The sequence below is a fragment of the Saccharopolyspora ipomoeae genome (assembly GCF_029952525.1).
Taxonomy (GTDB): domain Bacteria; phylum Actinomycetota; class Actinomycetes; order Mycobacteriales; family Pseudonocardiaceae; genus Saccharopolyspora; species Saccharopolyspora ipomoeae.
This window is the reverse complement of sequence record NZ_JASAOF010000015.1, coordinates 52,072-76,490: the sequence shown is the minus strand read 5'-3', so window position 1 is coordinate 76,490 and position 24,419 is coordinate 52,072. Positions and strand designations below refer to the sequence as shown.

Here is a 24,419-nt window from a genome sequence, read left to right as displayed (position 1 = left end):
GATCATGGGTGATTCGAGGAAAACCGTCCCCCTCCTGCAACGGACGTCCCGGGACAGGGCACCACGCCGCGCCTTGACTTCGAGTCAACTGGAACTTCTAGCGTGGGGTCAGGCTCTTCGACTGGAGGTAGTCATGAAGCGGATTCGACCTGATCTCTGGGAAACCGAACCCGAGTACCCGGCCCCCGGCCTGAGCACCCACGCCTACCTGTGGACCTCACCGGGCGGGAACGTGCTGTTCTACAACACCTCGTTGGAGTCCGAGATCGAGGCGATGGCCGAGCTCGGCGGCGTGCGGCACCAGTACCTCAGCCACCGGGACGAGATCGCCCCGTCGCTGCGCACCATCAAGCAGCGCTTCGGCTCGGAACTGCACATCACAGCCGCCGAAGCTCCCGTCGCGCGCGAAACCTGCGACGTGGACGGGACTTTCGACGAGAGGAGAACGGAAGAGGCCGGTTTCGAGGTGATCCCGACCCCGGGTCACACCCCGGGCAGCGCCTGCTTCCTGGTTCCGGGCGCGGACGGGACGCGCTACCTGCTCACCGGCGACACGATCGTCCGCGGTGCCGACGGCGCGTGGTTCGCCGGATACCTGCCCGGCCACAGCGACCACGACTCCCTCGTGCGCAGCCTCGAAACCCTGGCTCTGCTCACGCCGGACGTGGTGATCTCCAGCGCCTTCACCGGCGACTCCGGCGTCACCAGCCTCGACCGCCCCTGGGCCGACTGCGTCGCCGAAGCCCTCGCGAGCCTCACCCCGGTGAGCTGACAACCGGAGGCGCCGATCGTGAGTACGCTGAAAAAGGGGATCTTCAGCGGAAAGGCGATCGCATGATCGAGCACCTCACGATCCCGCGCGGGCCCTACGAGCTCGCGGCCGACCTGCACCGCCCGGACGACGCCGCCCCACCACGTGCCGTGGTGCTCTCCACGCCCGGCAGCAGCGTCAAGGAGCAGATCGGCGCGAACTACGCGTCCCGGCTCGCCGCCCGAGGCATCACGGCCCTCACGTTCGACCCGAGCCACCAGGGCCAAAGCGGCGGCGAGCCGCGCGATCTCGAGGACCCGTACCGCAGGGGCGAGGACATCTCGTACGCCATCGACGCGCTGAGCACGCGCGACGGCGTCGATCCGGAGCGGATCGGGGTCCTCGGGATCTGCGCTGGCGGCGGGTACGCGGTGCACACCGCCCGCACCGATCACCGCATCAAGGCCGTCGGCACGGTCGTTCCCGGCAACATCGGCACCGCGTTCCGGGGGTTCCAGCCGGACGGCCCGGCCGCCGCGCTCGGCGAGCTGGCCGCCGCGCGCACCGAGGAGAACCGGACCGGTGCGCTGACCCGCTCGAACTGGCTGCCCGACACCCTCGACGAGGCGGGCGAGCTCGCGGACGTCGACACGATCCAGGCGATCACCTACTACCGCACCGAGCGCGGCGGGCACGAGAGCTCGACGAACCGCCGCCTGTCGCGCGGCGACTCGCTGCTGCTCGGCTACGACGCGTTCCACCTGGTCGAGGAGCTGCTGACGCAGCCGCTGCAGGTCGTGGTCGCAGGTCGGCGCGGCAGCACCGGCTCCTACGAGGACGGCGTGCGGCTGTGGGAGCTCGCCCCGAACCCGGTCGACCTGATGGTGATCGACGGCGCGGGCCACTACGAGCTCTACGACGAGCCCCGGTACGTCGACCCAGCGGTGGAGCGGCTCACCGAGTTCTTCTCGACACACCTGTGACAAGCCGGGCTGCGCCCAACGGTCGTCCGGCTGCGCCGAACGGTCGATGCGCCTGGTGCGCCCACCTGGCTCTCCCCGCCCACCGCCGTCCGGAGGCGCAGACCTGGAGCGACCGCGTTCACCGTGGTACATCCCGCGTCCGGGCCCGCTTGTAGGCTCATCGGTATGCCGGACACGCAGTACGAAGACCTGCTCCGCTACGTGCTGGACACGGGAGCCCGCAAGGACGACCGCACCGGGACCGGGACGCGGTCGATCTTCGGTCACCAGCTGCGCTACCGGCTCTCCGACGGGTTCCCGCTGATCACCACGAAGAAGGTCCACTTCCGGTCGCTCGCGTACGAGCTGCTGTGGTTCCTGCGCGGCGACTCCAACGCCACGTGGCTGCAGGACAAGGGCGTCACGATCTGGGACGAGTGGGCCGGCCCGGACGGCGACCTCGGACCGATCTACGGCGTCCAGTGGCGGTCGTGGCCGACGCCGGACGGCGGCCACATCGACCAGCTCAGCGAGGTCCTGCGCGCGCTGCGGGAGAACCCCGACTCGCGGCGGATCATCGTCTCGGCGTGGAACGTCGCCGACATCCCGCGGATGGCGCTGCCGCCGTGCCACGCGTTCTTCCAGTTCTACGTCGCCGACGGCGAGCTGTCCTGCCAGCTGTACCAGCGCAGCGCCGACCTGTTCCTGGGCGTGCCGTTCAACATCGCCAGCTACGCGCTGCTCACGCACATGATCGCCGACCAGGTCGGCCTGGACGTGGGCGACTTCATCTGGACCGGCGGCGACTGCCACATCTACGACAACCACGAGGAGCAGGTCCGCAGGCAGCTCTCCCGCGAAGCCCGGCCGTTCCCGACGCTGAGCCTGAAACCGGCGGGCAGCCTGTTCGATTACACCTACGAGCACTTCGAGATCGAAGGCTACGACCCGCACCCCGGCATCAAGGCTCCGGTGGCGGTGTGATCGGCCTGATCTGGGCCCAGTCGTCCACGGGCGTCATCGGCCGCGACGGCACCATGCCGTGGCACCTGCCGGAGGACCTCAAGCACTTCCGCGCGGTCACCCGGGGCGCCACGGTGCTCATGGGCCGCCGCACCTGGGAATCCCTCCCGCCCCGCTTCCGCCCCCTGCCCGGCAGGCGCAACCTCGTCCTCTCCCGCACCCCGCAGGACGGCGCGGAAACCTTCCCGGACCTCGACACGGCCCTCGCCGCGGTGTCCGGCGACGTCTGGGTGATCGGCGGCGCAGCCGTCTACCGAGCGGCCCTGCCCCTGGCAGACAAGATCGTCGTCACCGAGATCCAAGAACCCTTCGAAGGCGACACCCACGCCCCCGAACTCGACCGCCCCGCAGACACGGTCGGCGAATGGCACGAGTCCACCACCGGCCTCCACTACCGCTTCCTCACCTGGGAGTGATCCGCGAACGGGCGTCCGCGTCGACGAGCCCGTTGGGCCGGACGGGTTGATGATGTGCGGCGGTGGGGACCGCCGAACCGCAGTCCGGCCGTGAACGGTCCCTGCCGGTGATGCCGGTAGGAGCGCGTGGATGTCTTCAGAACCGCCCGTGGACGCCGATGTCGGCCTCGGTGCGCCACCGCAGCGGGAGTGGCGCGATCACCCGGCCGCAGTGCTGATCGCCATCGCCGCTGGTGGCGCGCTGGGCGCACTGGCTCGGCACGGGCTGACAACGGCGTTCCCGACCGCGTCCGGGGCCGTGCCGTGGGCAACGCTGTGCATCAATGCCGGCGGCTGCGCGCTGATCGGCGTGCTGATGGTCTTGATCAGCGATGTCTGGCCTGGTCAGCGACTGCTTCGCCCGTTCATCGGCGTGGGCTTCCTCAGCGGGTACACGACCTTCTCCACCTACGTCGTGGAGATCCAGCGGGCCATCGCGGTCGGGGCCCCGCACGTGGCCCTGATCTACATGGCGCTCACCGTCGTGGTCGCGATGGTGGCCGTCCTCACGGGAACGATCCTGATGCGGGCGCTGCTCCAAGCAGCACGCAGGAAGGCGGGACGCTCATGAAGCGGCACGGACCGGCGCTGCGGCTGACGATCTTCGTCGGCGAGTTCGACAAGTGGCGCCACAAACCGCTCTACACCGAGATCGTGCACCGAGCGCACGCCGCAGGCCTGGCCGGTGCCACCGTGCTGCGCGGCCAGGAGGGGTACGGCGCGTCCAACCACATCCACACCACCCGGATCCTCTCGCTGTCGGAAGACCTGCCCATGGTGATCATCATCGTCGACGCCGCCGAGCGGATCCGGGAGTTCCTGCCGCAGCTCGACGAGCTAATCGAAGAGGGCATGGCGATCGTCGACGAGGTCGAGGTGATCCGCTACGTCGGCCGCGAGCACGAGAACGATCTCCGATGACGCTGCTGTGGGTCGCTCTCGGCGCCGCCGTCGGAGCACCGCTGCGCTACCTCGTCGATCGCGCCGTGCAGTCCCGGCACGACTCGGTGTTCCCGTGGGGAACCCTGACCGTCAACGTCAGCGGATCCCTGCTGCTCGCGTTCCTCGTCGCGCTCCCGACCGACCCGACTGTCTTCGCCATCACCGGAACAGGTTTCTGCGGCGCCCTGACCACCTATTCCACGTTCAGCTACGAAACCCTCCGCCTGGCCCAGGACGGCTCACACCTGATCGCCGGACTGAACATCCTGATCAGCACAACCGCCTGCCTAGCAGCAGCCTGCGGAGGCAACGTCCTCGCACTCGCGATCCTTTGAACCGTCCCCACCATCGCGGACGACGCACGCACATGGCCACTGGGGCAATGAACACCTCGAAGGCCAGACGAAGAAGCCCCCGCCGGGATCGACGGGGGCTTCTTGCAACTCTGAGCGCGGGGCCCATGCCGTCGGCGCGTTCGATCACGAACCTCCGGGTTCGCCAGTGGAAAAGGGCGTGCGGAGCGGGCGCAGCGTCTTCTCGTCCTGATCGGTGCGCCGAGGCAGTGGAGCCGAGGTGGGGCCGGTCGTGCCGGGCTCGAGGAACGCCACGGGCGCCACCGGCCTCCGCGCGCGAGAGGTGTCTCCGCGGCCAGGTGGACGCGGGTCGTGGCCGTTCCGCGGCACATTGCCAGGGCGGAGGGAGGTGGAGAGGTTCACGGGAAAGTCCATTCGCGGGGTCTGAAGCCGGTATTCGTTGGTCAGTCGGCGTCGGTGAGGAACACGCGTCCTCCGCCGTAGGCTGCGAGCTGGTGGTGAGCGCGGGCGACCGCATCGTGTTCGGTGCCGGCGATGCGGGCGGTGTGCTGGCCTTCGGCATCGGTGATCTGCCAGGCATCGTCGGACAACGTCCGCGCGACGTGACGGCAGTGCCGCATCAAGCCATCACCGCCGCGTTGTGCTGCCGGGGTGCAGGTGTCGTGGTCTTCGCGGCCGCGCAATCGGGACGGCGGCCGCGGGGCGGGAGCGCGTGAACTCCGGCCGCCTGCAGCACGCGCAGCACCCGAGGCGCTGCGTTGACGATGCGCAGCGGAATGCACCGGTGAGCCGCGTAGGAGTGTGCGGCGACCAGAAGGTCGACCCCGGCGGTATCGATGGTGCTGGCCTGGGCCAGGTCCACGAGCGTGTCCGGTGGTCCGGTCAGCACGTGCGGCCAGAGCCGCTCGGCCAGCAGGACGACTTCCTCGCCGGCGAGGTCACCCTCCACTGCGAACAGGGTGGGCAGGGTTGTGATCAGGCTGTAGTTGGCCCGCATCGGGCTCCAATACACGTCGAAGGAAACTGTGGCCTGGCGCAACGCAGAGAAGTCGCCGCTGCAGGCCGCAGGCAGAAACAAGACTCGGTTCCGGGAACCGCCGGCGCACACGCGCTCGGCTCAACCGGAAGAAGGAGAAGAATTGGTGCAGCAGGCTACGGACCAGCCGCGTCGTTGCGCTCACCAGCGGTGGGCAGCGTCGTCACGGCGGCGAGCGTGCTGCGCGACTAGATCGCCTCGGCCTGCCTCAACCGCACCGCAGGTGGCGGGTGCGGGAGCTGTGCCGGGTGAAACCGCGGTTCCCCGGCCCGCACGCGAGGCGCGGGCCGGGAAGAAGACTCAGCGGAGCCTCAGACAACACGCACGAGGTCGGCCTGCGGGCCCTTGGGGCCCTGGCTGACCTCGTAGGTCACCTGCTGGTCCTCGTCCAGGCTGCGAAAGCCACCGGCGTCGATGGCCGAGTAGTGCACGAACACGTCCGGGCCGCCCTCGTCCGGGGCGATGAAGCCGAAGCCCTTTTCCGAGTTGAACCACTTCACGGTTCCGTTGGTCATGTCGGTCTCCTTCGGGAGCTGGGGTTATCACGGGCACCCACACCGCGCGGAGGCCCGGGCCGGGGGATCTCAGACGGCGGCTCACTCCAGCTGCAAACCAAAGAAAGAAGCTCGCCCGCATCAACATCCTGCGAGCATGCGCAAAAACACGAACCCAGAAATACAACGACCACCGTTCACCCTACACGGCCCGCGTGCGGTCAACACCCGGCGTGTCGATGCCGATCGCGCGAATCCGGCGTCAAACGCGTCGAGGCCATGCACGCTCGGAAGGCGACGAGCCCGGTGGCCTGCACAAAGGATCGCGATGAACATCCGAAGCCACTTTCGAAACGCCGTGAACGCGAACGAATGAGACCACGCAGTTGGTCCGCAGACCGGAACAACATCCCGGCGATCTCATTGAGTCGTGCCGGCTCGCTTGGGGCTATCCGCAAGTTTGAGCCAGACCACTCCTGCGATGATGACGGCCAGCCAGAACGCCTTCGCAGCCGTGAGGGGCTCATCGAAGAACAGTGGTCCGAGGAGCGCGGCTCCGACTGCGCCGATGCCGGCCCAGACGGCGTAGCCGATGCCGACGTCGATGGTGCGCAGCGACATGCTCAGCGCGAACAGGGTCAGCAGGAAGAAGACCACAGCGACGAGTGACCACGACAGCACCGTGAAGCCTCGGCTACCTCCAACGCACAGGGCGTAGCCGATCTCGAAGCAGCCGGCGAGGAGGAGGGTTAGCCAGGCGCGGGCCCGGGAACTGGACGCAGTCGTTCCTACCGGTGAGGTCATTGCGGGTGCCTCTCGTGATTGCAGGGTTGGTTCGTGCGAAGCCGTCGTGCCTGGTTATGCGATGCCGCTGAGTTGGAGCCCGACCACACCGGCGATCACGGCAACGATTCCGAGGAGCTTGCGCCAGTCCAGGCGCTGGCCGAACAAGAGCGCGCCGAGCAGGACGATCCCGACGCCGGCGACCGAGGTCCAGATCGCGTAGCCGACGCCGACGTCGAAGGTGAGCAGTGACAGGCTGAGGAAGTAGGTGGCGATGCCGCCGCTGACCAGCGTTGCGATGGTCCACGAGGCGTTGGTGAAGCCTTGAGCTTTACCTGCGGAGATGGCAACGGTGATCTCGAAGATGACGGCGATGCCGAGGTAGAGCCAGTGCATGGGAGAAGGTCCTTTCGTGCGTCAGAGGCGGGGAGCACTGCCGCCGGCCTGGCGATGCAGGTAAGCGACGAACGGCTCCAGAGCTCCGTCGACGGCGAGGTGTTGGGCGGTTGCGGAAAGGGCGAGGTCCTGGGTGCGGTCGGCGGCGTAACCGGCCCGGTAGTCGAATCCCCATTCAGCGGCACTGTCGCGGTCAACGGCGTAGTAGACGCGGCTGATGCCGTGACCAGCGGAGAAGCGGTAACACAGGGCGCAGGGTTCACCGGTGGCCAGCAGCGTCGCTCCGGTTAGCGCCGAGGCTCCCCGCTCCTCGGCCGCTTGTCGGATGGCGACAATCTCGGCATGGGCCGTAGGGTCCCCGGTCTCTGGAACGCGGTTGAACCCTGGTGCTGAGACCCAACCGTCCGCGGTGACAACCACGCCGACGAACGGAAGCCCGCCTGACAGAACGTGGCGGGTGCCAGCCTCGACGGCGCGGACCATGAGATCGCTGAGCCGGGTGGCGTCGGTACTCATGCGACGGCCGTTTCGTGCAGAGCACGGCGGATTACACCTTCGGCTGCTACCCCGTGGATGCGCCGCGTCCCGATGACGATGGTCGGAACCACCGTGATGTCCATCGAGGCTGAGTCGGCCAGTGCTTGCCGGTGCCGCTCGGTATAGGTGGCCTCGTCCAGCGCCCGATCGAACCCGGAGGGATCCAGGCCGACGTCCTCTGCCAGGCGGCCGAGCACCGACCGGTCCCCGATATCGAGGTCTTCGCGGAAGAACGCGGTCATCACGCGGCGGTGGTAGGCGTGCGCCCGTTCGCAGTCCGCGGCGTACTGCGCGCCGCGAAATGCCAAGTCGGTGTAGGGCTGCGGGGAAATGCTGGGCAGCTTCAACGGCACGCCGTAGCGGCGAGCCATCGGGTAGACGGCGCGCTGCCAGATATCGGGCAGGTACGGATCCTCGGGCCGCAGCGTTGGCGCCGGTCGAGGGCGCAACTCATGGGGATGGTGGACGACCTCCACATCCGCGTCATCTTCGATCGCGCGCTCGATGACCTCGTCAGCGATCAGGCAAAACGGGCAAACGTAGTCCGACCACACGTGGATCTGCTTCGTCACCGGGGACCTCCGGTTCCACGGGCACCCGTGGTGGGCGCGTCCCCTCGATCCTGGAACCTCACACCGGTGTCAACTGCAACACTTGAGTGGACACAGCCTGAGGAGGTCTTCATGCGCATAGGCGAACTGGCGGACGCCAGCGGTGTCAGCGCCCGGTCGTTGCGCTACTACGAAGGCCTGGGCCTGATCCGCTCAGAACGCACTCCGGGAGGGTGGAGGGACTTCGACCCCTCCATGATCGAACGCGTCGTCATGATCCAGCACCTGTTCGCCGCCGGACTGTGCAGCGCCACGATCAACGAACTGCTCCCGTGCCTGGAAGCGCCCCCGGAAGAACGCACAGGCCTCATGGAAAAGCTGCTCGACCAGGAGCTTCAACGACTTGAAGCCAAACGGCGCGACATCGACCGAGAGTTGGGCACCCTCAAAGCGCTGCGAGACGAAACAGCCCTGGGGAACGAGTCTACGACTGACGATCTCAACGAGGTCTGAGCTGATCACTTGGCTCACGATGGGCATGCCCGGCCTCAACAGGATCTGAGACCTGACCTCCACGAATCTCCTAACCCACAGGCCACCAGCGCAACAACTGAGACCCAAAAAAGCCCCTCCGGGATCCGGAGGGGCTTCTTCGCAGGTGAGAGCGGTGGCCAGGGGCGGGGTCGAACCGCCGACCTTCCGCTTTTCAGGCGGACGCTCGTACCAACTGAGCTACCTGGCCGATAGCGTCCGGCTTGATGCCGTTCGCCTTGGCGACCCAGACGGGACTCGAACCCGCGACCTCCGCCGTGACAGGGCGGCGCGCTAACCAACTGCGCCACTGGGCCATGCAATCGTTCTTCAGTTGTTCGTACCCCCAACGGGATTCGAACCCGCGCTACCGCCTTGAAAGGGCGGCGTCCTAGGCCGCTAGACGATGGGGGCTTGACCGATCCGAAACCGGTCCGGCCGTCGCCTCCAACCGGCTTTCCCTTTCGGGGCGCCCCGTTGGCAGTGATGAAAGCTTACGACACACGCTTCCGGCCACCCAAACCGGGGGTCCCCTAAACCGCGCGACACCGCCGCGGGCCACCTCGGCGCCCCGCGCCTGACGCCGATACTAGCCGCCTGACCAGCCCAATCGCCACAGTCGAGCATGACTCCCCACGGCCGCCCGGCACCCGCCGGACCGGGTCCGCAGGGGATGGAAGCGGTCAAAACCGACAGCGGGCCGGTTTTGTGATCCACGACTCATGATCATCGGGCTGCGGCGGCCAGGCGGGAGCTGTCGGCGAGCAGGCCCGGAAGCAGGACTCGCCACGACTCCTCCAGGCGGGCCGCGAGGCGGTGCGGGTCGCCGGCCACCAACAGGTTCGTGCCGACCACCATCGCGTAGCAGAGGCGGGCCGCGGCGGCCGGATCCGCGCCCGGCCGCAGCTGACCGCGCTCCGCCGCGCGACCGACCAGATCGTCGAACAGGGACTCCCAGCCGTCGGTGTCCGTGCCGACGTGGTTGCAGGCCAGCACGAGACCCGCGCGCAGCAGCACGTCCTCCTCCAGGCGGCGAGCCGTGTCGCAGGTGAGGCCGACCAGCGTCGCCATCGGGTCCTGCGCGCGCTGGTACCAGCGTTCGCTGAGCTCGGTGAGGTTCTCGCGGTAGCGCTCGACCAGCGCGTGCGCGACCTCCTCCTTGCCGCTGAAGTGGAAGTAGAACGCGCCCTTGGTCGTCTCACAGCGGCGCAGGATCGCGCTGAGCCTGGCGGCCTCGTAGCCGACCTCATCGATCACCCCGGCCGCGGCGACCAGGATCGAGTGACGCGTGAGCTGTGCCCGCTGCTGCTGCGGCATTGATCGACTCCGACCCCCGATGGCAGTGCATGACCCGCTCGTGCGGGCGAGACCCCGCCCGAACGGATGATCAAATATGCCACCGGAAGTTACCCCGGACGCCGGTCTTTCGCCCAGCGGAACACCCGCGTGTCACACGTTCGGAGAACGCACGCCGACCGGGGCTGCGCCCGGCACACCGCTCCGGCGCGCGGCCGGTCCGGCCGCGTGCGCGTCCCAGGTCAGCGCGCCACCGGCGGTTGGCCGTCCTCGTCCGGGACCAGACCCAGCATGTCCAGCAGCAGGCGGCAGTCCTCCGCGCTCTCGGCGCTGCGGGCGACCGCGATCCTGGCCCGGTGGACCTGCTCCTCCGAGATGCGCGAAGGCTCGCCGACGCGCTGCCCGGGCACCGCGCCCGACTGGCGCGACTGCCCGTCGTCCTGCTGCCACAAGAACTTTCGTACGTCCAGCGACCCGTACATGACGCCTCCCAGGCCTCGGGTTTCGGCCGCAGGTTATCCACAGGTTGTCAACAGCCGCAGCCCCCCAGAGAGTGATTCGCAGTCAACTGAGCGTAATCGCGTGCGTGGGTCGATCCACTTCGGATATCGGCTGCGTCACATCCCCGCGTCCTAACCGGACAACGAACGCGACAGCTCCGGCATTCCGGATCTCGGCGACCTCACCGCTCGTAGCGCACCGCGACCGCCGACCGGGTGCCCGCGGACGGCTCCGGAAGCACGAATCGTGGCGAGAACACTCCCCGGCAGAGGGAGGCGCGTGCCACAATCGGCCTCGCTGACACACCCCCGGTCAGCACCTGTGGAGATCCCCTCCGGCCCCCGTGCTCCTCCCCCTGGCGCGGGGGCCCTTCCACGTCAGGACGGGTTTTCGCCATCTCCCGCCCCGGCCGGCTCACTCGCAGGTGGCGGTGCCCGGCCTGGACGCACGGCTGGAATTCCGAGGTCGCCGTGATAGGCAGGCCGCAACACAACCGTTATCGTGTCCGCGTGGCTCTAGGACGAACCAGGGCGAATCGGCAGCGCAAGACAGCCGAGGAAGCCGAACCGGACCCCGAATTCGAGTCGTACCTGGCTGCGCTGGACCCGGCGGACAACCCCGAAACCACCGGGTCAGGGCGTCGCTTCGGTGCCGCTCAGGTGTACCAGCTGCGGCTGCCGCTGCTGGCCAACGAGCGACTCCGCGAGCTCGCCGTCAAGCAGGGCACATCCCCGGCCGCGCTCGCGCGCGACTGGGTGATGCAGCACCTCGAGATCGCCGAGGAGGAGCACGAGGCCCAGACGCAGGTGCAGCAGCCCGCTGCGCAGGCGCCCGCGTGGCCCGGCCAGGACGGCCCCTACCCCGACAACAACACCCCCGACCCGATGCCCTCCGACTTCTCCGGAGGCATCCCCGACGTGGAGCGAACCGAGGAGATGACCGTCCCGGTCGACCGCTACCGCCCCATGTGACACGAACTCGACGAGGCCGTGGGCGCGCCCCCCGATGCGCGCCCACGGCCTCGTTTCGCGTCTGCCGGAGGTCAGGCCGGCAGACCCAGCTCCCTGGCGATGAGCATGAGCTGAACCTCGCTGGTGCCCTCGCCGATCTCCAGGATCTTGGAGTCGCGGTAGAAGCGCCCCACCGGCGTCTCGTTCATGAAGCCGTAGCCGCCGAAGATCTGGGTGGCGTCGCGGGCGTTGTCCATCGCCGCGTTCGACGAGGCCAGCTTCGCGATCGCCGCCTGCTTCTTGTACGGCTCGCCGCGCACCATCCGCGAGGCGGCGTCGTAGTAGGCCAGCCGGGCCGTGTGCGCCCGCAGCTCCATCTGGGCGACCTTGAACTGCATCGCCTGGTACTCGCCGATCTTGTGCCCGAACGCCTCGCGTTCTCCCAGGTAGCGCAGGCACTCGTCGACGCAGCCCTGCGCGGTGCCGACGCCGAGGGCGGCGATGGCCACCCGGCCCTCGGTGAGCGTGGCCAGGAACTGGGCGTAGCCCCGCCCGCGCTCGCCGACGAGGTTGGCCGCCGGGACGCGGCAGTCGTCGAAGGACAGGGCGTGGGTGTCGGAGGCGTTCCAGCCGACCTTCGAGTACTTCTTGGCGACCGTGAAGCCCGGGGTCCCGGACGGCACCAGGATCGCCGAGATCTCCTTGCGCCCGTCCGGACGTTCGCCGGTGACCGCCGTGACCGTGACGAACCCGGTCATGTCGGTGCCGGAGTTGGTGATGAACGCCTTCGCGCCGTTGATCACCCACTCGTCGCCGTCGAGGACAGCGGTCGTGCGGGTGGCCCCCGCGTCGGAACCGCCGTCGGGCTCGGTGAGGCCGAACGCGCCCAGCACCTCACCGGTGGCGAGCTTGGGCAGCCAGGTGCGCTTCTGCTCGTCCGAGCCGAACCGCAGCAACGGCATGATGCCCAGCGAGACGCCCGCTTCGAGGGTGATGGCGACCGACTGGTCGACGCGTCCGAGCTCCTCCAGCGCCAGGCACAGCGCGAAGTAGTCGCCGCCCATGCCGCCGTGCTCCTCGGGCACGGGCAGGCCGAACAGGCCCATCTCGCCCATCTTGCGCACCAGCGGGTAGGCGAACTCCTCCCGCTCGTAGTAGTCGGCGATGACCGGGGCGACGTCCTTTCGCGCGAAGTCCTGCACGCTCTGCCGCAGCGCCTCGTGCTCCTCGGTGAGCCGGTGGTCCACCATCTCCTCATCCCTCCCCTTCGGCGGTGAGGACGGCCAGCGGCTGGTCGAGCCCGACCGACTGCCCCTTCCGCGCGTGCAATTCGGTGACGGTTCCGTCGATCGGGGCCGTGACGGTGTGCTCCATCTTCATCGCCTCGACGACGAACAGGCGCTGTCCGCTGCGCACCTGCTGCCCCTGGGCGACGTCGGCGACCAGCACCGTTCCCGGCATCGGGGCGGTGACCACGCCGTCGGAGCGGCCCGCGGTGCCGCCGCGCTCGGCCAGCAGCTCGTGCTCGGTGAGCGCCCAGGCGTGGCCGTCGGAGGCGAGCCAGGTGGTGCCGTCGACGTGCGCGAACCGGTAGCGGCGGGTGCGCCCCTCGTAGGTGACGGTGAGCGCGTCGTCCCTGGCGTGGGCGGAGACCTCGGCGGTGGTCGTCGACCCGCCGGACTCCACCACGACCTCGGCCCGGTCCGGGGTGCCCCGGAGGTGGATCTTGAGGTCGTCGGCGAAGCGCCAGGTGCTCCAGGCCGGTGGCCCGATGCGCCAGCCGTTCGGGACGTCCCACGGGTCGGCACCGCGGCCGGGCTGGGCCGCGAGGAGGCCGCGCAGGGCGGCGGCGACGTAGGCGTGCTCGGGGACGGCGTCCTCGGTGAGGGAGTCCAGGTCGCGCTCGACCAGACCGGTGTCGAGGTCGCCCGCGAGCACCTCCGGGTGCTGCAGCAGGGCGCGGAGGAACGCGATGTTGCTGCTCAGGCCCAGGATCGTCGTGTCGGCCAGGGCCTTGTCGAGCCGACGCAGGGCGTCGGCCCGGTGCGGGGCCCAGGCGATGACCTTGGCCAGCATCGGGTCGTAGTCGGAGCCGACGCTGCCGCCCTGTCGGATGCCGGAGTCGACGCGGACGCCCGGGCCGGTGGGTTCGTGAACGGCGAGCAGCTCGCCGCCGGTGGGCAGGAAGCCGCGGGCCGGGTCCTCGGCGTAGACGCGGGCCTCGACGGCGTGGCCGTCGAGGGACAGGTCCTGCTGCCGCCAGGCGAGCGGCTCGCCGGAGGCGACCCGGACCTGCTGCTCGACGAGGTCGACGCCGCGTTCACCGCGCACGGCCGTGACCAGCTCGGTCACCGGGTGCTCGACCTGCAGGCGGGTGTTCATCTCCATGAAGAAGAACTCGTCCGGCCGGTCGGCGGAGACGATGAACTCCACCGTCCCGGCCCCGGTGTAGCCGACCGCTCGGGCGGCGTCGGCCGCCGAGGCGCCGATGCGGGCGCGGGTCTCGGCGTCGAGCAGCGGTGACGGGGCCTCCTCGACGATCTTCTGGTGGCGTCGTTGCAGGCTGCACTCGCGCTCACCGAGGTGCACGACGGTGCCGTGGGCGTCGGCGAGGACCTGGACCTCGATGTGCCGGGGCCGGGAGACGAACCGCTCGACGAACAGGGTGTCGTCGCCGAAGGCGGCTCCCGCCTCGCGGCGCGCCGAGGCGATCTGGTCGTCGAGCTCGGATTCGGCGTGCACCAGTCGCATCCCCTTGCCGCCGCCGCCCGCCGATGGCTTGAGCAGCACCGGGAACCCGACGTCGAGGGCCGCCCGGTGCAGGTCGGCGTCGGTCATGTCGGGGTCGCTGCGGCCGGGCACGACGGGCACGCCGGCGGCCGAGACCGTCTGCTTGGCGCGGATCTTGTCGCCCATCGACTCGATCGCGCTCGCCGGCGGGCCGATGAACACCACGCCCGCCTGCTCGCAGGCGCGCGCGAAATCGGCGTTCTCGGCGAGGAACCCGTAGCCGGGGTGGATGGCCTGCGCCCCGGTCTCCCGGGCTGCGTCGAGGATCCGCTTGCCGTTGAGGTAGCTCTCGGACGCCAACGCCGGTCCGATGTGGACGGACGTGTCGGCTTCGGCGACGTGACGCGCGTTCCGGTCGGCGTCGCTGAACACCGCGACCGAGCGGATGCCCAGCTCACGCAGGGTGCGGATGACCCGGACCGCGATCTCGCCGCGATTGGCGACCAGCACGGTGTCGAACATGCTCACTCCACTCACATCCGGAAAACGCCGTAGGAGATCGGTTCGAGCGGGGCGTTGCCCGCCGCCGAGATGGCCAGCCCCAGCACGTCCCGGGTCTGCTTGGGGTCGATCACGCCGTCGTCCCAGAGCCGGGCCGTCGCGTAGTACGGGTGGCCCTGGTGCTCGTACTGGTCGCGGATCGGCTGCTTGAAGGCCTCTTCGTCCTCGGTCGACCAGTCCTCGCCTCGCGCGTCCTTCTGGTCGCGGCGGACGGTGGCCAGCACCGATGCGGCCTGCTCGCCGCCCATCACCGAGATCCGGGCGTTGGGCCACATCCACATGAATCGGGGCGAGTAGGCCCGCCCGCACATCGAGTAGTTCCCGGCGCCGAACGAGCCGCCGATGACCACGGTGAACTTCGGGACCCGGGCGCAGGCCACGGCGGTGACCATCTTCGCGCCGTGCTTGGCGATGCCGCCGGCCTCGTACTCCTTGCCGACCATGAACCCGGAGATGTTCTGCAGGAACACCAGCGGGATCGAGCGCTTGTCGCACAGCTCGATGAAGTGCGCGCCCTTCATCGCCGACTCGCTGAACAGGATCCCGTTGTTGGCGATGATGCCGACCGGCTGACCGTGGATCCGGGCGAAGCCGGTGACCAGCGTCTGCCCGTACTCCTGCTTGAACTCCTGGAACCGGCTGCCGTCGACGATCCGCGCGATCACCTCGCGCACGTCGTAGGGCGTGCGCGAGTCGGTGGGAACCGCGCCGTAGAGCTCGTCGGGGTCGACCGCGGGCTCCTCGCTGGGCGCGACCTCCCACGGCCGCGGCTCGCGCGGCCCCAGGGTGCTCACGATGTCGCGGACGATGCGCAGCGCGTCGGCGTCGTCGGCGGCGAGGTGGTCGGTGACGCCGGAGGTGCGCGAGTGCAGCTCACCGCCGCCCAGCTCCTCGGCGGTGACCTCGGCACCGGTCGCGGCCTTCACCAGCGGTGGACCGCCGAGGAAGATCGTGCCCTGCTCGCGGACGATCACCGCCTCGTCGCTCATCGCCGGCACGTAGGCGCCACCGGCCGTGCAGGACCCGAGCACGGCCGCGATCTGCGGGATGCCGCGCGCCGACATCGTGGCCTGGTTGTAGAAGATCCGGCCGAAGTGCTCGCGATCCGGGAACACGTCGTCCTGCCTGGGCAGGAACGCGCCACCCGAGTCGACCAGGTACAGGCACGGCAGGTTGTTGTGCAGCGCGACCTCCTGGGCGCGCAGGTGCTTCTTGACCGTCACCGGGTAGTAGGTGCCGCCCTTGACGGTGGCGTCGTTGGCGACGATCACGCACTCCCGGCCGGCGACCCGGCCGACACCGGTGATGATCCCGGCGGCCGGCGCCTCGTCGTCGTAGAGGCCGTGCGCGGCCATCGGCGAGAGCTCCAGGAACGGCGAACCCCGGTCCAGCAGCGCGTCCACGCGGTCGCGGGGCAGCAGCTTGCCGCGCTCGACGTGCCTGATCCGCGCCTTCTCCGGCCCGCCCAGGCGGGCTCGGGTCAGCTGCGCGTTGAGGTCGTCGACGAGCTTGGCGTGCTGCTCGGCGTTGCGCGCGTACTCCGGCGAGTCCGGATCCACCGACGTGCGCAGGACGGGCGCATCCATGGGGCACACCTTCCTCGGGCGGTTAGTCATCGTTAACTTGAGCCTCATGTTAACGATGACTAACGCTCTCGTCTAGTATCTCGGGGCATGTCCACCGATGCGGCGAAGCCGACCCGGCGCGAGCAGATCCTGACCGCCGCGGCCGAGAAGTTCGCGCGAGCGGGCTTCCACGGCGTCGGGATCGACGACATCGGCGCGGCCGTCGGCATCTCCGGACCCGCCCTGTACAGGCACTTCCGCAGCAAGGACGCGATGCTGGCGGAGCTGCTGACCGGTATCAGCGACCGGCTGCTGCTCGGCGGCAAGGACCGGGTCGACGCCACCACCGATCCGACGGAGGCGCTGGACCGGCTGGTGCGCTGGCACGTCGAGTTCGCGCTGCGCAACCCGGCTCTGATCACCGTGCACATGCGCGACCTGGACAGCCTCTCCGACCGCGATCACCGGCGCGTCCGGGAGTCGCAGCGGCTCTACGTCGAGGTGTGGGTGCAGACCCTGGTCGACGCCCGCCCGGCGCTGGACCGCCCGCGCGCCCGCGCCGCCGTGCACGCGGTGTTCGGCCTGATCAACTCGACGCCGTTCAGCGCGCACCTGGACACCTCCGCCATGTCGCGGCTGCTGCGCGACATGGCGCACGGCGCCATCGCCGCGATCTGAGCCCTTCCGCATGGCGGAGGCCGGGTTTCGCTGCGCCGGTGGTCGCTTGCGGGGGCTCCGCCGCGGGAGAAGACTGGGCCGGTAGGTCGCTCCCGCGCTCGTCCGGAGGCGGACATGGCCACCACCGAAATCCATCCCACCGCGGTACCCACGCGGGCCCTGACGGGAAGGCGCCCGCGCAAGGGCGGACGGCTGGTGCCGTGGCTGCGGACCACCGATCCGAAGGACATCGGGGTCCTGTACCTGCTCACCTCGTTCGCGTTCTTCCTCGCCGGGGGCGCGATGGCGCTGCTCATCCGCGGCGAGCTGGCCGCTCCCGGGCTCCAGATGCTGTCGCAGGAGCAGTACAACCAGCTGTTCACCATGCACGGCACGGTGATGCTGCTGCTGTTCGCGACGCCGATCGTGTTCGGCTTCGCCAACATCGTCCTGCCGCTGCAGATCGGCGCGCCTGACGTGGCGTTCCCGCGGCTCAACGCGCTGTCCTACTGGCTGTTCCTGTTCGGCGGGCTGATCGTGATCAGCGGCTTCCTGACGCCCGGCGGCGCCGCCGACTTCGGCTGGACGGCCTACGCGCCGCTCTCGCGCGGCGCCTTCACCGGCGGCCCGGGCGGTGACCTGTGGGCGGCGGGGCTGATCGTGTCCGGGCTGGGCACGATCCTGGGCGCGGTCAACATGATCACGACGGTGGTCTGCCTGCGCTGCCCCGGCATGACGATGTGGCGGATGCCGATCTTCACCTGGAACGTGCTGGCCACCAGCATCCTGGTGCTGATGGCGTTCCCGATCCTGACCGCCGCGCTGTTCGGGCTGCTGATCGACCGGCACCTGGGCGGGCACGTCTTCGACCCGGCGCACGGCGGGGCGATCCTCTACCAGCACCTGTTCTGGTTCTTCGGCCATCCCGAGGTCTACATCGTGGCGCTGCCGTTCTTCGGCATCGTCACCGAGATCCTGCCGGTGTTCAGCCGGAAACCGCTGTTCGGCTACACCGGGCTGGTGCTGGCCACGATGGTGATCATGGGCTTGTCGGCGATCGTGTGGGCGCACCACATGTTCGCCACCGGGGCCGTGCTGCTGCCGTTCTTCTCGTTCGCCACGTTCCTGATCGCGGTGCCGACCGGGATCAAGTTCTTCAACTGGATCGGCACGATGTGGCGGGGGAAGCTGACGTTCGAGACCCCGATGCTGTTCGCCGTCGGTTTCCTGGTGACGTTCCTGCTCGGCGGGCTGACCGGCGTCCTGCTGGCCTCACCACCGCTGGACTTCCACATCACCGACACCTACTTCGTGGTGGCGCACTTCCACTACGTGCTGTTCGGGACGATCGTGTTCGCGGTGTTCGCCGGGGTCTACTTCTGGTTCCCGAAGATCACCGGCCGGATGATGGACGAGCGGCTGGGCAGGCTGCACTTCTGGCTCACGTTCGTCGGGTTCCACACGACGTTCCTGGTGCAGCACTGGCTGGGTGACGAGGGGATGCCGCGCCGCTACGCCGACTACCTGGTCACCGACGGGTTCACGGCCTTGAACGCGGTGTCCACGATCGGCGCGTTCGTGCTGGGCGCCTCGATGCTGCCGTTCCTGTACAACGTGCTCACCAGCTACCGCTACGGCACGCCGGTCGAGGTGGACGACCCGTGGGGGCACGGGAACTCGCTGGAGTGGGCGACGTCGTGCCCGCCGCCGCGGCACAACTTCACCGCGCTGCCCCGGATCCGCTCGATCCGGCCGGCGTTCGAGCTGCACTACCCGCACATGGCCGACCGCCTCGACTCCGAGGCGCACGCCAGTCTCCGACGCCGTTGACGGCGCAGTTTTCATGAAAACTTCCCTCCCCAAAGACCTCGGGAGAGGAGGTCGAGTGGGCAGTTCTCATGAAAACCTCCCCTTCTCCAGTCACCCTCGGAGAACGGGGTGGGGAGGCTCCCACCAGGGCATCTCGTGCTCCTGATCAGTCTGGATCGGGACAGTTTTCATGAAAACCTCGGATCCTTCGGGGATCTTTGGGGTGGGGAAGTTTTCATGAAAACTTCCCCACCCCAACGGGACGTCTCGCGGAGTTAGGAGACCGTGTCGGAGCGGCCGAGGACTCGACCCTGGGCATCGAGGGCTTCGACGGCGACGTAGCGCTCGGGGCCTGCGACGACGCCGCGGGTCTCGAACCCGGCCTTGGCCACGTCGCCGACCGGCTCCACCGTGAACGGGGTGTCGCCGGCGAGCAGCCGCCAGCCGCGGACCTCGGTGGCGCCGTTCCAGCTGGTGTAGAGCGCGCGGGTGCCGTTCTCATCGCGGATCGCGACGTCCGGGCGGGTCTTCGGCGTGCCGACCCACGGCAGGCGCAGCGCGCGGTAGGACTGCATCCCGTCGCCGAGCGACGCGTGCAGCACGACCCCGCCCGCCGCGTCGTACTCGGTGAACTGCCCCTGCGAGCCCCAGCCCACGAAGTGGTGGCCGCCGGGCAGGACCTGGTAGCTGCCCTGGGTGGGGCTCGTCGTCCCGCCGGGATGGGCGACGGACTGGGCGAGCCGGGCCGTGCGGGCGCCCGGGTCGAGGTCGACGACGATGCCGCGCGAGGGCGGTCCGGGCACGTCGGAGGCGTTGTCGAAGATGCTCAGCTGCCCGGTCGGCAGCCAGCGGGCGTCGTGCTGCCGGGCGAACCGCGCGGCCGGATCGACGGCGAAGTCGCTGCGCACGCCGCCCAGCCGCCATTGGATCGCGCCGGTGGCGCGGTCGATCTGGTAGACGGCGTCGGTGTTGCGGGCCGACAGCAGCAGGTTCCCGTTCGCGTCCTCGGTGACCGAGTTCGGGTGCAGGTAGTCGAACAGCGCGTTCGGGTCGGCCGGGGCGGGAATCGTCGACTCCTCCAGCCCGACGTGGTCGAGGCTCCGCCAGTCGAACAGGACGCGGCCGGTGGCGATGTCGACCTCCTGGATCACGCCCTCGACCACCTGGCGCCCGTCGCGCTCCACCTGGTGGTAGCCGAGCAGCAGCGCGGTGTCGCGCGGCGTGATGGTCATGTCGTGCAGGTCGGTGTCGACCCCGTTGCCGGTCCTGACGGTGGCGACCTCCTCGTAGGACTGGTCGAGCACGTGGAACTCGCCGTCGCCCCAGCCCTCGTCCTGATCACCTTCCCACCAGGTCAGCACCGGTTGGCCGCGGTAGGTCTGGGTGCGCAGAGACGTGCTCACCCGGCTCATGCCGTCGCCGTAGGGCCGGAACCACACGGGCTGCCCGGAGTCGTCGACGATCATCGGTCCGCCTTGGGTCGCGGTGCCGCGGGCGTCGAGGAAGATGTAGCCGGGTTCGGTGCCGCGCGCGGGTGACTCGATCTGCACCTGCGGTGGACTCAGGTCCGGCCGGCTGGCGTACTGGCTGGGCACGGGTGGTGCCGCCGCTCCGGGGATCGCGGCGGCGACGAGCGCCGTCATGGCGAGCGCTGCTCCCGCGACGAGACGTGAACCCGGCTTTCGCATTCAGCTCTCCATTTTCGAGATTTTCGGGGATTTCCGAATTCGCCCAATCCGAGCGCCATTCGGTTGTGCGTTCCGCACCGTTGAATTCCACAGTGGACGAGCTGATCTCGCAGCGCTGTGGTCCGAACGAGCGATCTCGGAAGTGGCGCGCTTCATACTCGGACGAGGAACAGCGCAGGCCTGAGTACTGTTGAACGTGTGCGGAGCGCCATCGTGGGCGCTGAACTGAATCGTTTCCGCAGCCACCCCAGCACCAGCAAGGCGACGAACGCCTGAGCACGCCGTGCAGTGCAGCGCGCGGAAGAGGACCACACCTTCACCACACGGGAGAATTCCTTGCCCATTGCCCTGTTGGCCCTGGCCATCGCCGCATTCGGGATCGGAACGACCGAGTTCGTGATGATGGGGCTGCTGCCAGAAGTGGCCACCGACCTGCAGGTGTCGATCCCCGACGCCGGCGGGTACATCTCGCTGTACGCACTCGGCGTCGTCATCGGCGCGCCCGCGCTGACCATGCTCGGTCTGCGAGCCCGTCGCAAGACGATGCTGCTGTGGATGCTCGTGCTGTTCACCGCGGGAAACCTGTTCTCGGCGTTCGCCCTGAACCACGGGACGCTGCTGGCCGCCCGGTTCATCTCGGGCCTGCCGCACGGCGCGTTCTTCGGCATCGGCGCGGTCGTCGCCGCCGGTCTCGTCGCCGCCGACCGGCGCGGGCAGGCCATCTCGATGATGTTCATCGGTCTCACCGTCGCCAACATCGTCGGCGTGCCGATCGGCACCCAGCTCGGCCACGCGCTCGGCTGGCGCTGGGCGTTCGGCCTGGTCGCGGTGATCGGCGTGCTCGCGCTGGCGGCCGTGGCGGTGCTGGTGCCCAAGCAGCCCAAGCCCACCGAGGTCAGCCTGCGCGGGGAGCTGCGGGCCTTCCGCAACCCGCAGGTGTGGATCGCCTTCGCCGTCGTGGTCTTCGGCTTCGCCGCGATCTTCTCCTTCTACAGCTACATCAAGCCCGTGCTCACCGACGTGACCGGGTTCAGCGCCACCGCCGTCACCCCGCTGCTGGCCGTGTTCGGCGTCGGCATGACCGTCGGCACCGCGATCGGCGGCCGGCTGGCCGACCGCGCACCGCTGAAGACGCTGTGCGCGGGCATCTCGGCGCTGGCGGTCTCGCTGGCGGTGTTCGCGCTGACCGCGCAGAACCCGATCATGGCTCCGATCATGGTGTTCCTGATCGGCGCGACCGGCTTCACCGCGATCCCCAGCATCCAGGCGCGCATCCTCGACGAGGCCAAGGAGGCCCCGGCGCTGGGTTCGGCGAGCATCCAGTCCACCTTCAACATCGCCAACTCGCTGGGCGCCTACCTGGGCGGCGTGGTGATCGCGGCCGGGTTCGGGCTGGTGTCACCGAGCTGGGTCGGCGCGCTGCTGGCGCTGGTCGGGCTGAGCTTCGCGGTGCTGTCCGGCCGCTTGGGCACCCGCCCGAACCGGCGCGGGGTCGTGGTCTCGCACCAGTCCTCGCAGCAGACCGCGTCGGCGGAATCCGAGCTCACCGCCTGATCTGCGGTTGCTCAGCTCACACGAGTGCTCTGGAATGCAGGTGCCCCTGAATCGGTTCCAGCCGGACGGGGGCCCTGTACCAATTCCGAACTGCGGCCAGACAATCCCGAACTCGGTGGAGGAAACACCCACATGACTCAGGTTCCGAACGTCACGCTGAACACCGGTGCTTCGATGCCCCAGCTGGGCTACGGCGTCTTCCAGGTTCCGGCCGACGAGGTCATCGCCCCGGTTCGCGCAGCGCTCGACGCCGGGTACCGCAGCATCGACACCGCGAAGGTGTACGGCAACGAGGAAGGCGTCGGCAAGGCCATCGCCGAGTCCGGCGTCGAGCGGGAGGACCTGTTCGTCACCACCAAGCTGTGGAACGACGACCAGGGCTACGACAGCACGCTCAAGGCCTTCGACGCGAGCATGGCCCGCCTCGGTCTGGACTACGTCGACCTGTACCTGATCCACTGGCCCGTTCCGAGCCAGGACAAGTACGTGGAGACCTGGAAGGCGTTCGAGGAGATCAGCAAGAGCGGCCGCGCCAAGGCGATCGGCGTCTCGAACTTCCAGATCGCGCACCTCAAGCGCCTGTTCGACGAGACCGACGTCGTGCCCGCGCTGAACCAGATCGAGCTGCACCCGAACCTGCCGCAGGCCGAGCTGCGCGCCTTCCACGCCGAGCACGGCATCCTGACGGAGGCGTGGAGCCCGCTGGGCCGCAACAACGGTCTGCTCGACAGCGCCACGGTCGCCAACCTGGCGGAGAAGTACGGCAAGACCCCGGCCCAGATCGTGCTGCGCTGGCACATCGAGCTGGGCAACGTGACCATCCCGAAGTCGGTCACGCCGTCCCGCATCCAGGAGAACATCGAGGTCTTCGACTTCGAGCTCGCCCAGGACGACATCAAGGCCCTCACGGCCCTGGAGAACGGCGTCCGCGTCGGCCCGAACCCGGACGACATGTGATCCGGAACTGAACGGAGAAGGGCCCTCGACCTGATCAGGTCGAGGGCCCTTCTCGCTGCTCAGGCCGCGCGCAGCGCCGGTTTGGCCGCCAACGAGCGCAGGACGTTGCTGCCGGAGCGCAGCGACACGACCTGGCTGTGGGTGGCGAGCCAGCCGGGGAAGCGCGCGAGGCGCTGGATCGGGGTGCGCCGCTGGGCCGAGGTCAGGGCCGCCGTGCGGGACACCTTGAGGACCCGGGGGCGGCGTTCGAACTCGTAGGCGCGCAGCCGGTCGGCGAGGGAGCCCTCGCCGTCGGCCAGGTACTCGGTGAGCAGCCAGGCGTCTTCGAGGGTCTGGTTGGCGGCCTGGGCGACCGCGGGCGGCATCGCGTGCACGGCGTCGCCGAGCAGCGTGCTGCGGGCACCGCCCCACACCTGCGGGACCTTGTGCCGGATGTGCGGGAAGAACCCCAGGTCGTCGTCGGTGACCGAGTCCAGCAGCGCCTCCACCGGCTCCGGCCAGCCGCGGAACAGCTCGCGGAGCTCGGCGACCGCGTGCACCGGGTCGCCCGCGCGCCACGGCATGTCGAACCACCAGTGCAGCAGCCCGTCGCCGGTGGGGATGAGCCCGCAGTGCGCGTTGCGCCCGGCGATGTTGAGCGTCTGCCTGCCCTCGGCCACCGGCAGGTCGCTGCGGGTCAGGCCCTGCCAGCTGGCCCAGCCGGTGGGCTTGGCGGGTTCGCCGCCGATGACCTGCTGCCGCACCACCGACCGCTGGCCGTCGGCGCCGATGAGCAGGTCGCCGGTGGCGCTGGAGCCGTCGGCGAAGTCCACTCGCACGTGGTCGGGGTGCTCGGTGATGGCGACGCAGCGGCGGCCGAACTGGAGCGCCCCTGCGGGCAGCGCCCCGGCCATCTCGGCGATGAGCCGGCGGCGCGGGATCTGCACGGTCGGGGAGCCGAGCCGTTCGGTGACCTCGTCGAGATCGGCTTCCCAGAGCAACCGCCCGGATTCGGTGAGTGACCGGAGGCTGTCGAGCTGGTGCCCGCGATCGCTGATGTCCACGCCCAGCTCGCGCAGCGCGGCGGTGCCGTTGCTCCACACCGTGATGCCGGCGCCCGATGTCCTCAGCGCGTCGTGGTGTTCGTAAACCTGCACGTCATAGCCGCGGCGGAGCAATCCGTTGGCGATTGCGAGTCCTCCGACTCCGGCTCCGATCACGAGAACTCGCATCGTCTCCATCCGTCATCCCCGACAGTGCTGCTCCACAATTTTATCCACTCGACCGTATGTACCGAATTGTCCTTGGTCACACGCCGTGAACGAGTCAACCGGCACCCGGAAGGGGACGGGTTTTCGGAAAATGAAAACTCACCTAGGCACGCCCTGGCCCGAGAA

Annotated in this window: 27 protein-coding genes and 3 tRNA genes; 13 read left to right on the top strand and 17 right to left on the bottom strand. The window is 69.2% G+C overall.

All coding sequences use genetic code 11. The features are described 5' to 3' along the window. Positions 1–133 precede the first annotated feature (133 nt). The 7 genes from QFW96_RS21170 to crcB all read left to right on the top strand — a co-directional run bounded on the left by QFW96_RS21170 (position 134) and on the right by crcB (position 4,468). Positions 134–772 (top strand): MBL fold metallo-hydrolase, encoded by a 639-nt coding sequence (locus tag QFW96_RS21170; protein ID WP_281457435.1) that lies wholly within the window; start codon positions 134–136, stop codon positions 770–772. 62 nt (positions 773–834) lie between these two features. Further along, on the top strand, positions 835–1,734 hold the full coding sequence (locus QFW96_RS21165) for an alpha/beta hydrolase (protein ID WP_281457434.1): 900 nt from the start codon (positions 835–837) through the stop codon (positions 1,732–1,734). 165 nt (positions 1,735–1,899) lie between these two features. Beyond that, a complete protein-coding gene (locus tag QFW96_RS21160) occupies positions 1,900–2,697 on the top strand; it encodes a thymidylate synthase (protein WP_281457433.1) in 798 nt (265 codons plus the stop codon). Continuing rightward, entirely contained in the window at positions 2,694–3,152 is a 459-nt protein-coding gene (locus QFW96_RS21155) for a dihydrofolate reductase (RefSeq protein ID WP_281457432.1), read from the top strand. Before QFW96_RS21160 ends, QFW96_RS21155 begins: the two co-directional genes overlap by 4 nt. A 130-nt stretch (positions 3,153–3,282) precedes the next feature. Further along, positions 3,283–3,762, top strand: a complete 480-nt coding sequence (locus QFW96_RS21150; RefSeq protein WP_281457431.1) for a fluoride efflux transporter FluC — start codon at positions 3,283–3,285, stop codon at positions 3,760–3,762. Further along, positions 3,759–4,112 carry a DUF190 domain-containing protein gene (locus QFW96_RS21145; RefSeq protein ID WP_281457430.1) on the top strand — a complete coding sequence of 118 codons (354 nt, stop codon included), beginning with the start codon at positions 3,759–3,761 and terminating at the stop codon, positions 4,110–4,112. The genes QFW96_RS21150 and QFW96_RS21145 overlap by 4 nt, the downstream gene beginning before the upstream one ends. Continuing rightward, positions 4,109–4,468, top strand: coding sequence for a fluoride efflux transporter CrcB (gene crcB / locus QFW96_RS21140; protein WP_281457429.1), 360 nt, complete (start codon positions 4,109–4,111; stop codon positions 4,466–4,468). The genes QFW96_RS21145 and crcB overlap by 4 nt, the downstream gene beginning before the upstream one ends. 422 nt (positions 4,469–4,890) lie before the next feature. Here the strand turns inward: crcB and QFW96_RS21135 are convergent, their stop codons facing one another. From QFW96_RS21135 to QFW96_RS21105, 7 genes are all read right to left on the bottom strand, one after another. Further along, positions 4,891–5,070 carry a hypothetical protein gene (locus QFW96_RS21135; RefSeq protein WP_281457510.1) on the bottom strand — a complete coding sequence of 60 codons (180 nt, stop codon included), beginning with the start codon at positions 5,068–5,070 and terminating at the stop codon, positions 4,891–4,893. Next, the gene (locus tag QFW96_RS21130) at positions 5,067–5,444 is read right to left on the bottom strand and encodes an STAS domain-containing protein (RefSeq protein ID WP_281457428.1); all 378 of its coding nucleotides are present in this window, start codon (positions 5,442–5,444) and stop codon (positions 5,067–5,069) included. The genes QFW96_RS21135 and QFW96_RS21130 overlap by 4 nt, the downstream gene beginning before the upstream one ends. A 350-nt stretch (positions 5,445–5,794) precedes the next feature. Further along, positions 5,795–5,998 (bottom strand): cold-shock protein, encoded by a 204-nt coding sequence (locus QFW96_RS21125; protein WP_281457427.1) that lies wholly within the window; start codon positions 5,996–5,998, stop codon positions 5,795–5,797. Positions 5,999–6,397: 399 nt separating this feature from the next. After that, the gene (locus tag QFW96_RS21120; RefSeq protein WP_281457426.1) at positions 6,398–6,781 is read right to left on the bottom strand and encodes a DMT family transporter; all 384 of its coding nucleotides are present in this window, start codon (positions 6,779–6,781) and stop codon (positions 6,398–6,400) included. Between the two features lie 54 nt (positions 6,782–6,835). Beyond that, positions 6,836–7,156, bottom strand: a complete 321-nt coding sequence (locus tag QFW96_RS21115) for a DMT family transporter (protein WP_281457425.1) — start codon at positions 7,154–7,156, stop codon at positions 6,836–6,838. 21 nt (positions 7,157–7,177) lie between these two features. Beyond that, the gene (locus QFW96_RS21110; protein WP_281457424.1) at positions 7,178–7,672 is read right to left on the bottom strand and encodes a nucleoside deaminase; all 495 of its coding nucleotides are present in this window, start codon (positions 7,670–7,672) and stop codon (positions 7,178–7,180) included. Then, a complete protein-coding gene (locus QFW96_RS21105; RefSeq protein ID WP_281457423.1) occupies positions 7,669–8,265 on the bottom strand; it encodes a DsbA family oxidoreductase in 597 nt (198 codons plus the stop codon). Before QFW96_RS21105 ends, QFW96_RS21110 begins: the two co-directional genes overlap by 4 nt. A 111-nt stretch (positions 8,266–8,376) precedes the next feature. Between QFW96_RS21105 and QFW96_RS21100 the strand changes: the two genes are divergently transcribed. After that, positions 8,377–8,757, top strand: a complete 381-nt coding sequence (locus QFW96_RS21100; RefSeq protein WP_281457422.1) for a MerR family transcriptional regulator — start codon at positions 8,377–8,379, stop codon at positions 8,755–8,757. Positions 8,758–8,912: 155 nt separating this feature from the next. Here the strand turns inward: QFW96_RS21100 and QFW96_RS21095 are convergent. From QFW96_RS21095 to QFW96_RS21075, 5 genes are all read right to left on the bottom strand, one after another. Continuing rightward, positions 8,913–8,986: transfer RNA gene (locus tag QFW96_RS21095), tRNA-Phe, on the bottom strand. 29 nt (positions 8,987–9,015) lie between these two features. Further along, a tRNA-Asp gene (locus QFW96_RS21090) sits at positions 9,016–9,092 on the bottom strand. A gap of 24 nt (positions 9,093–9,116) precedes the next feature. Then, positions 9,117–9,189: transfer RNA gene (locus QFW96_RS21085), tRNA-Glu, on the bottom strand. Between the two features lie 312 nt (positions 9,190–9,501). Then, positions 9,502–10,092 carry a ScbR family autoregulator-binding transcription factor gene (locus QFW96_RS21080; RefSeq protein ID WP_281457421.1) on the bottom strand — a complete coding sequence of 197 codons (591 nt, stop codon included), beginning with the start codon at positions 10,090–10,092 and terminating at the stop codon, positions 9,502–9,504. A gap of 221 nt (positions 10,093–10,313) precedes the next feature. Further along, entirely contained in the window at positions 10,314–10,553 is a 240-nt protein-coding gene (locus QFW96_RS21075) for a hypothetical protein (protein WP_281457420.1), read from the bottom strand. A 528-nt stretch (positions 10,554–11,081) separates the two neighbouring features. Here QFW96_RS21075 and QFW96_RS21070 point away from each other — a divergent pair. Then, a complete protein-coding gene (locus QFW96_RS21070) occupies positions 11,082–11,543 on the top strand; it encodes a hypothetical protein (protein WP_281457419.1) in 462 nt (153 codons plus the stop codon). Between the two features lie 71 nt (positions 11,544–11,614). Here the strand turns inward: QFW96_RS21070 and QFW96_RS21065 are convergent, their stop codons facing one another. The 3 genes from QFW96_RS21065 to QFW96_RS21055 are packed head-to-tail and all read right to left on the bottom strand — an operon-like array spanning position 11,615 to position 16,399. After that, positions 11,615–12,772: an acyl-CoA dehydrogenase family protein gene (locus QFW96_RS21065; RefSeq protein WP_281457418.1), complete on the bottom strand. Its 1,158-nt coding sequence runs from the start codon at positions 12,770–12,772 to the stop codon at positions 11,615–11,617. Between the two features lie 4 nt (positions 12,773–12,776). Next, entirely contained in the window at positions 12,777–14,774 is a 1,998-nt protein-coding gene (locus tag QFW96_RS21060; RefSeq protein WP_281457417.1) for an ATP-binding protein, read from the bottom strand. Positions 14,775–14,785: 11 nt separating this feature from the next. Beyond that, the gene (locus QFW96_RS21055; protein ID WP_281457416.1) at positions 14,786–16,399 is read right to left on the bottom strand and encodes a carboxyl transferase domain-containing protein; all 1,614 of its coding nucleotides are present in this window, start codon (positions 16,397–16,399) and stop codon (positions 14,786–14,788) included. Positions 16,400–16,486: 87 nt separating this feature from the next. Here QFW96_RS21055 and QFW96_RS21050 point away from each other — a divergent pair, with 87 nt between their 5' ends. Together QFW96_RS21050 and ctaD are read left to right on the top strand one after the other, a co-directional pair. Then, positions 16,487–17,056, top strand: coding sequence for an SACE_7040 family transcriptional regulator (locus QFW96_RS21050; RefSeq protein ID WP_281457415.1), 570 nt, complete (start codon positions 16,487–16,489; stop codon positions 17,054–17,056). A 114-nt stretch (positions 17,057–17,170) separates the two neighbouring features. Then, positions 17,171–18,865, top strand: coding sequence for an aa3-type cytochrome oxidase subunit I (gene ctaD / locus QFW96_RS21045; protein WP_281457414.1), 1,695 nt, complete (start codon positions 17,171–17,173; stop codon positions 18,863–18,865). Positions 18,866–19,119: 254 nt separating this feature from the next. On the opposite strand, the gene QFW96_RS21040 is transcribed toward ctaD, so the two are convergent. Next, entirely contained in the window at positions 19,120–20,487 is a 1,368-nt protein-coding gene (locus QFW96_RS21040; protein ID WP_281457413.1) for an arylsulfotransferase family protein, read from the bottom strand. Positions 20,488–20,868: 381 nt separating this feature from the next. Here QFW96_RS21040 and QFW96_RS21035 point away from each other — a divergent pair, with 381 nt between their 5' ends. Beyond that, complete coding sequence (locus QFW96_RS21035; protein ID WP_281457412.1) at positions 20,869–22,086, top strand: MFS transporter; 1,218 nt, start codon at positions 20,869–20,871, stop codon at positions 22,084–22,086. A gap of 132 nt (positions 22,087–22,218) precedes the next feature. Continuing rightward, the gene (locus QFW96_RS21030; protein ID WP_281457411.1) at positions 22,219–23,043 is read left to right on the top strand and encodes an aldo/keto reductase; all 825 of its coding nucleotides are present in this window, start codon (positions 22,219–22,221) and stop codon (positions 23,041–23,043) included. Positions 23,044–23,102: 59 nt separating this feature from the next. Here the strand turns inward: QFW96_RS21030 and QFW96_RS21025 are convergent, their stop codons facing one another. Next, positions 23,103–24,254 carry an FAD-dependent oxidoreductase gene (locus QFW96_RS21025; RefSeq protein ID WP_281457504.1) on the bottom strand — a complete coding sequence of 384 codons (1,152 nt, stop codon included), beginning with the start codon at positions 24,252–24,254 and terminating at the stop codon, positions 23,103–23,105. Between the last annotated feature and the right edge of the window lie 165 nt (positions 24,255–24,419).

Coding starts and splice junctions, on each gene's coding strand:
- QFW96_RS21130 (WP_281457428.1), bottom strand. CDS start 5,444: ATGCGGGCCAACTACAGCCTGATCACAACCCTGCCCACCCTGTTCGCA.
- QFW96_RS21080 (WP_281457421.1), bottom strand. CDS start 10,092: ATGCCGCAGCAGCAGCGGGCACAGCTCACGCGTCACTCGATCCTGGTC.
- QFW96_RS21150 (WP_281457431.1), top strand. CDS start 3,283: ATGTCTTCAGAACCGCCCGTGGACGCCGATGTCGGCCTCGGTGCGCCA.
- QFW96_RS21110 (WP_281457424.1), bottom strand. CDS start 7,672: ATGAGTACCGACGCCACCCGGCTCAGCGATCTCATGGTCCGCGCCGTC.
- QFW96_RS21065 (WP_281457418.1), bottom strand. CDS start 12,772: ATGGTGGACCACCGGCTCACCGAGGAGCACGAGGCGCTGCGGCAGAGC.
- QFW96_RS21040 (WP_281457413.1), bottom strand. CDS start 20,487: ATGACGGCGCTCGTCGCCGCCGCGATCCCCGGAGCGGCGGCACCACCC.
- QFW96_RS21125 (WP_281457427.1), bottom strand. CDS start 5,998: ATGACCAACGGAACCGTGAAGTGGTTCAACTCGGAAAAGGGCTTCGGC.
- QFW96_RS21165 (WP_281457434.1), top strand. CDS start 835: ATGATCGAGCACCTCACGATCCCGCGCGGGCCCTACGAGCTCGCGGCC.
- QFW96_RS21055 (WP_281457416.1), bottom strand. CDS start 16,399: ATGGATGCGCCCGTCCTGCGCACGTCGGTGGATCCGGACTCGCCGGAG.
- QFW96_RS21160 (WP_281457433.1), top strand. CDS start 1,900: ATGCCGGACACGCAGTACGAAGACCTGCTCCGCTACGTGCTGGACACG.
- QFW96_RS21170 (WP_281457435.1), top strand. CDS start 134: ATGAAGCGGATTCGACCTGATCTCTGGGAAACCGAACCCGAGTACCCG.
- ctaD (WP_281457414.1), top strand. CDS start 17,171: ATGGCCACCACCGAAATCCATCCCACCGCGGTACCCACGCGGGCCCTG.
- QFW96_RS21030 (WP_281457411.1), top strand. CDS start 22,219: ATGACTCAGGTTCCGAACGTCACGCTGAACACCGGTGCTTCGATGCCC.
- QFW96_RS21145 (WP_281457430.1), top strand. CDS start 3,759: ATGAAGCGGCACGGACCGGCGCTGCGGCTGACGATCTTCGTCGGCGAG.
- QFW96_RS21025 (WP_281457504.1), bottom strand. CDS start 24,254: ATGCGAGTTCTCGTGATCGGAGCCGGAGTCGGAGGACTCGCAATCGCC.
- QFW96_RS21115 (WP_281457425.1), bottom strand. CDS start 7,156: ATGCACTGGCTCTACCTCGGCATCGCCGTCATCTTCGAGATCACCGTT.
- QFW96_RS21120 (WP_281457426.1), bottom strand. CDS start 6,781: ATGACCTCACCGGTAGGAACGACTGCGTCCAGTTCCCGGGCCCGCGCC.
- QFW96_RS21100 (WP_281457422.1), top strand. CDS start 8,377: ATGCGCATAGGCGAACTGGCGGACGCCAGCGGTGTCAGCGCCCGGTCG.
- QFW96_RS21050 (WP_281457415.1), top strand. CDS start 16,487: ATGTCCACCGATGCGGCGAAGCCGACCCGGCGCGAGCAGATCCTGACC.
- crcB (WP_281457429.1), top strand. CDS start 4,109: ATGACGCTGCTGTGGGTCGCTCTCGGCGCCGCCGTCGGAGCACCGCTG.
- QFW96_RS21060 (WP_281457417.1), bottom strand. CDS start 14,774: ATGTTCGACACCGTGCTGGTCGCCAATCGCGGCGAGATCGCGGTCCGG.
- QFW96_RS21075 (WP_281457420.1), bottom strand. CDS start 10,553: ATGTACGGGTCGCTGGACGTACGAAAGTTCTTGTGGCAGCAGGACGAC.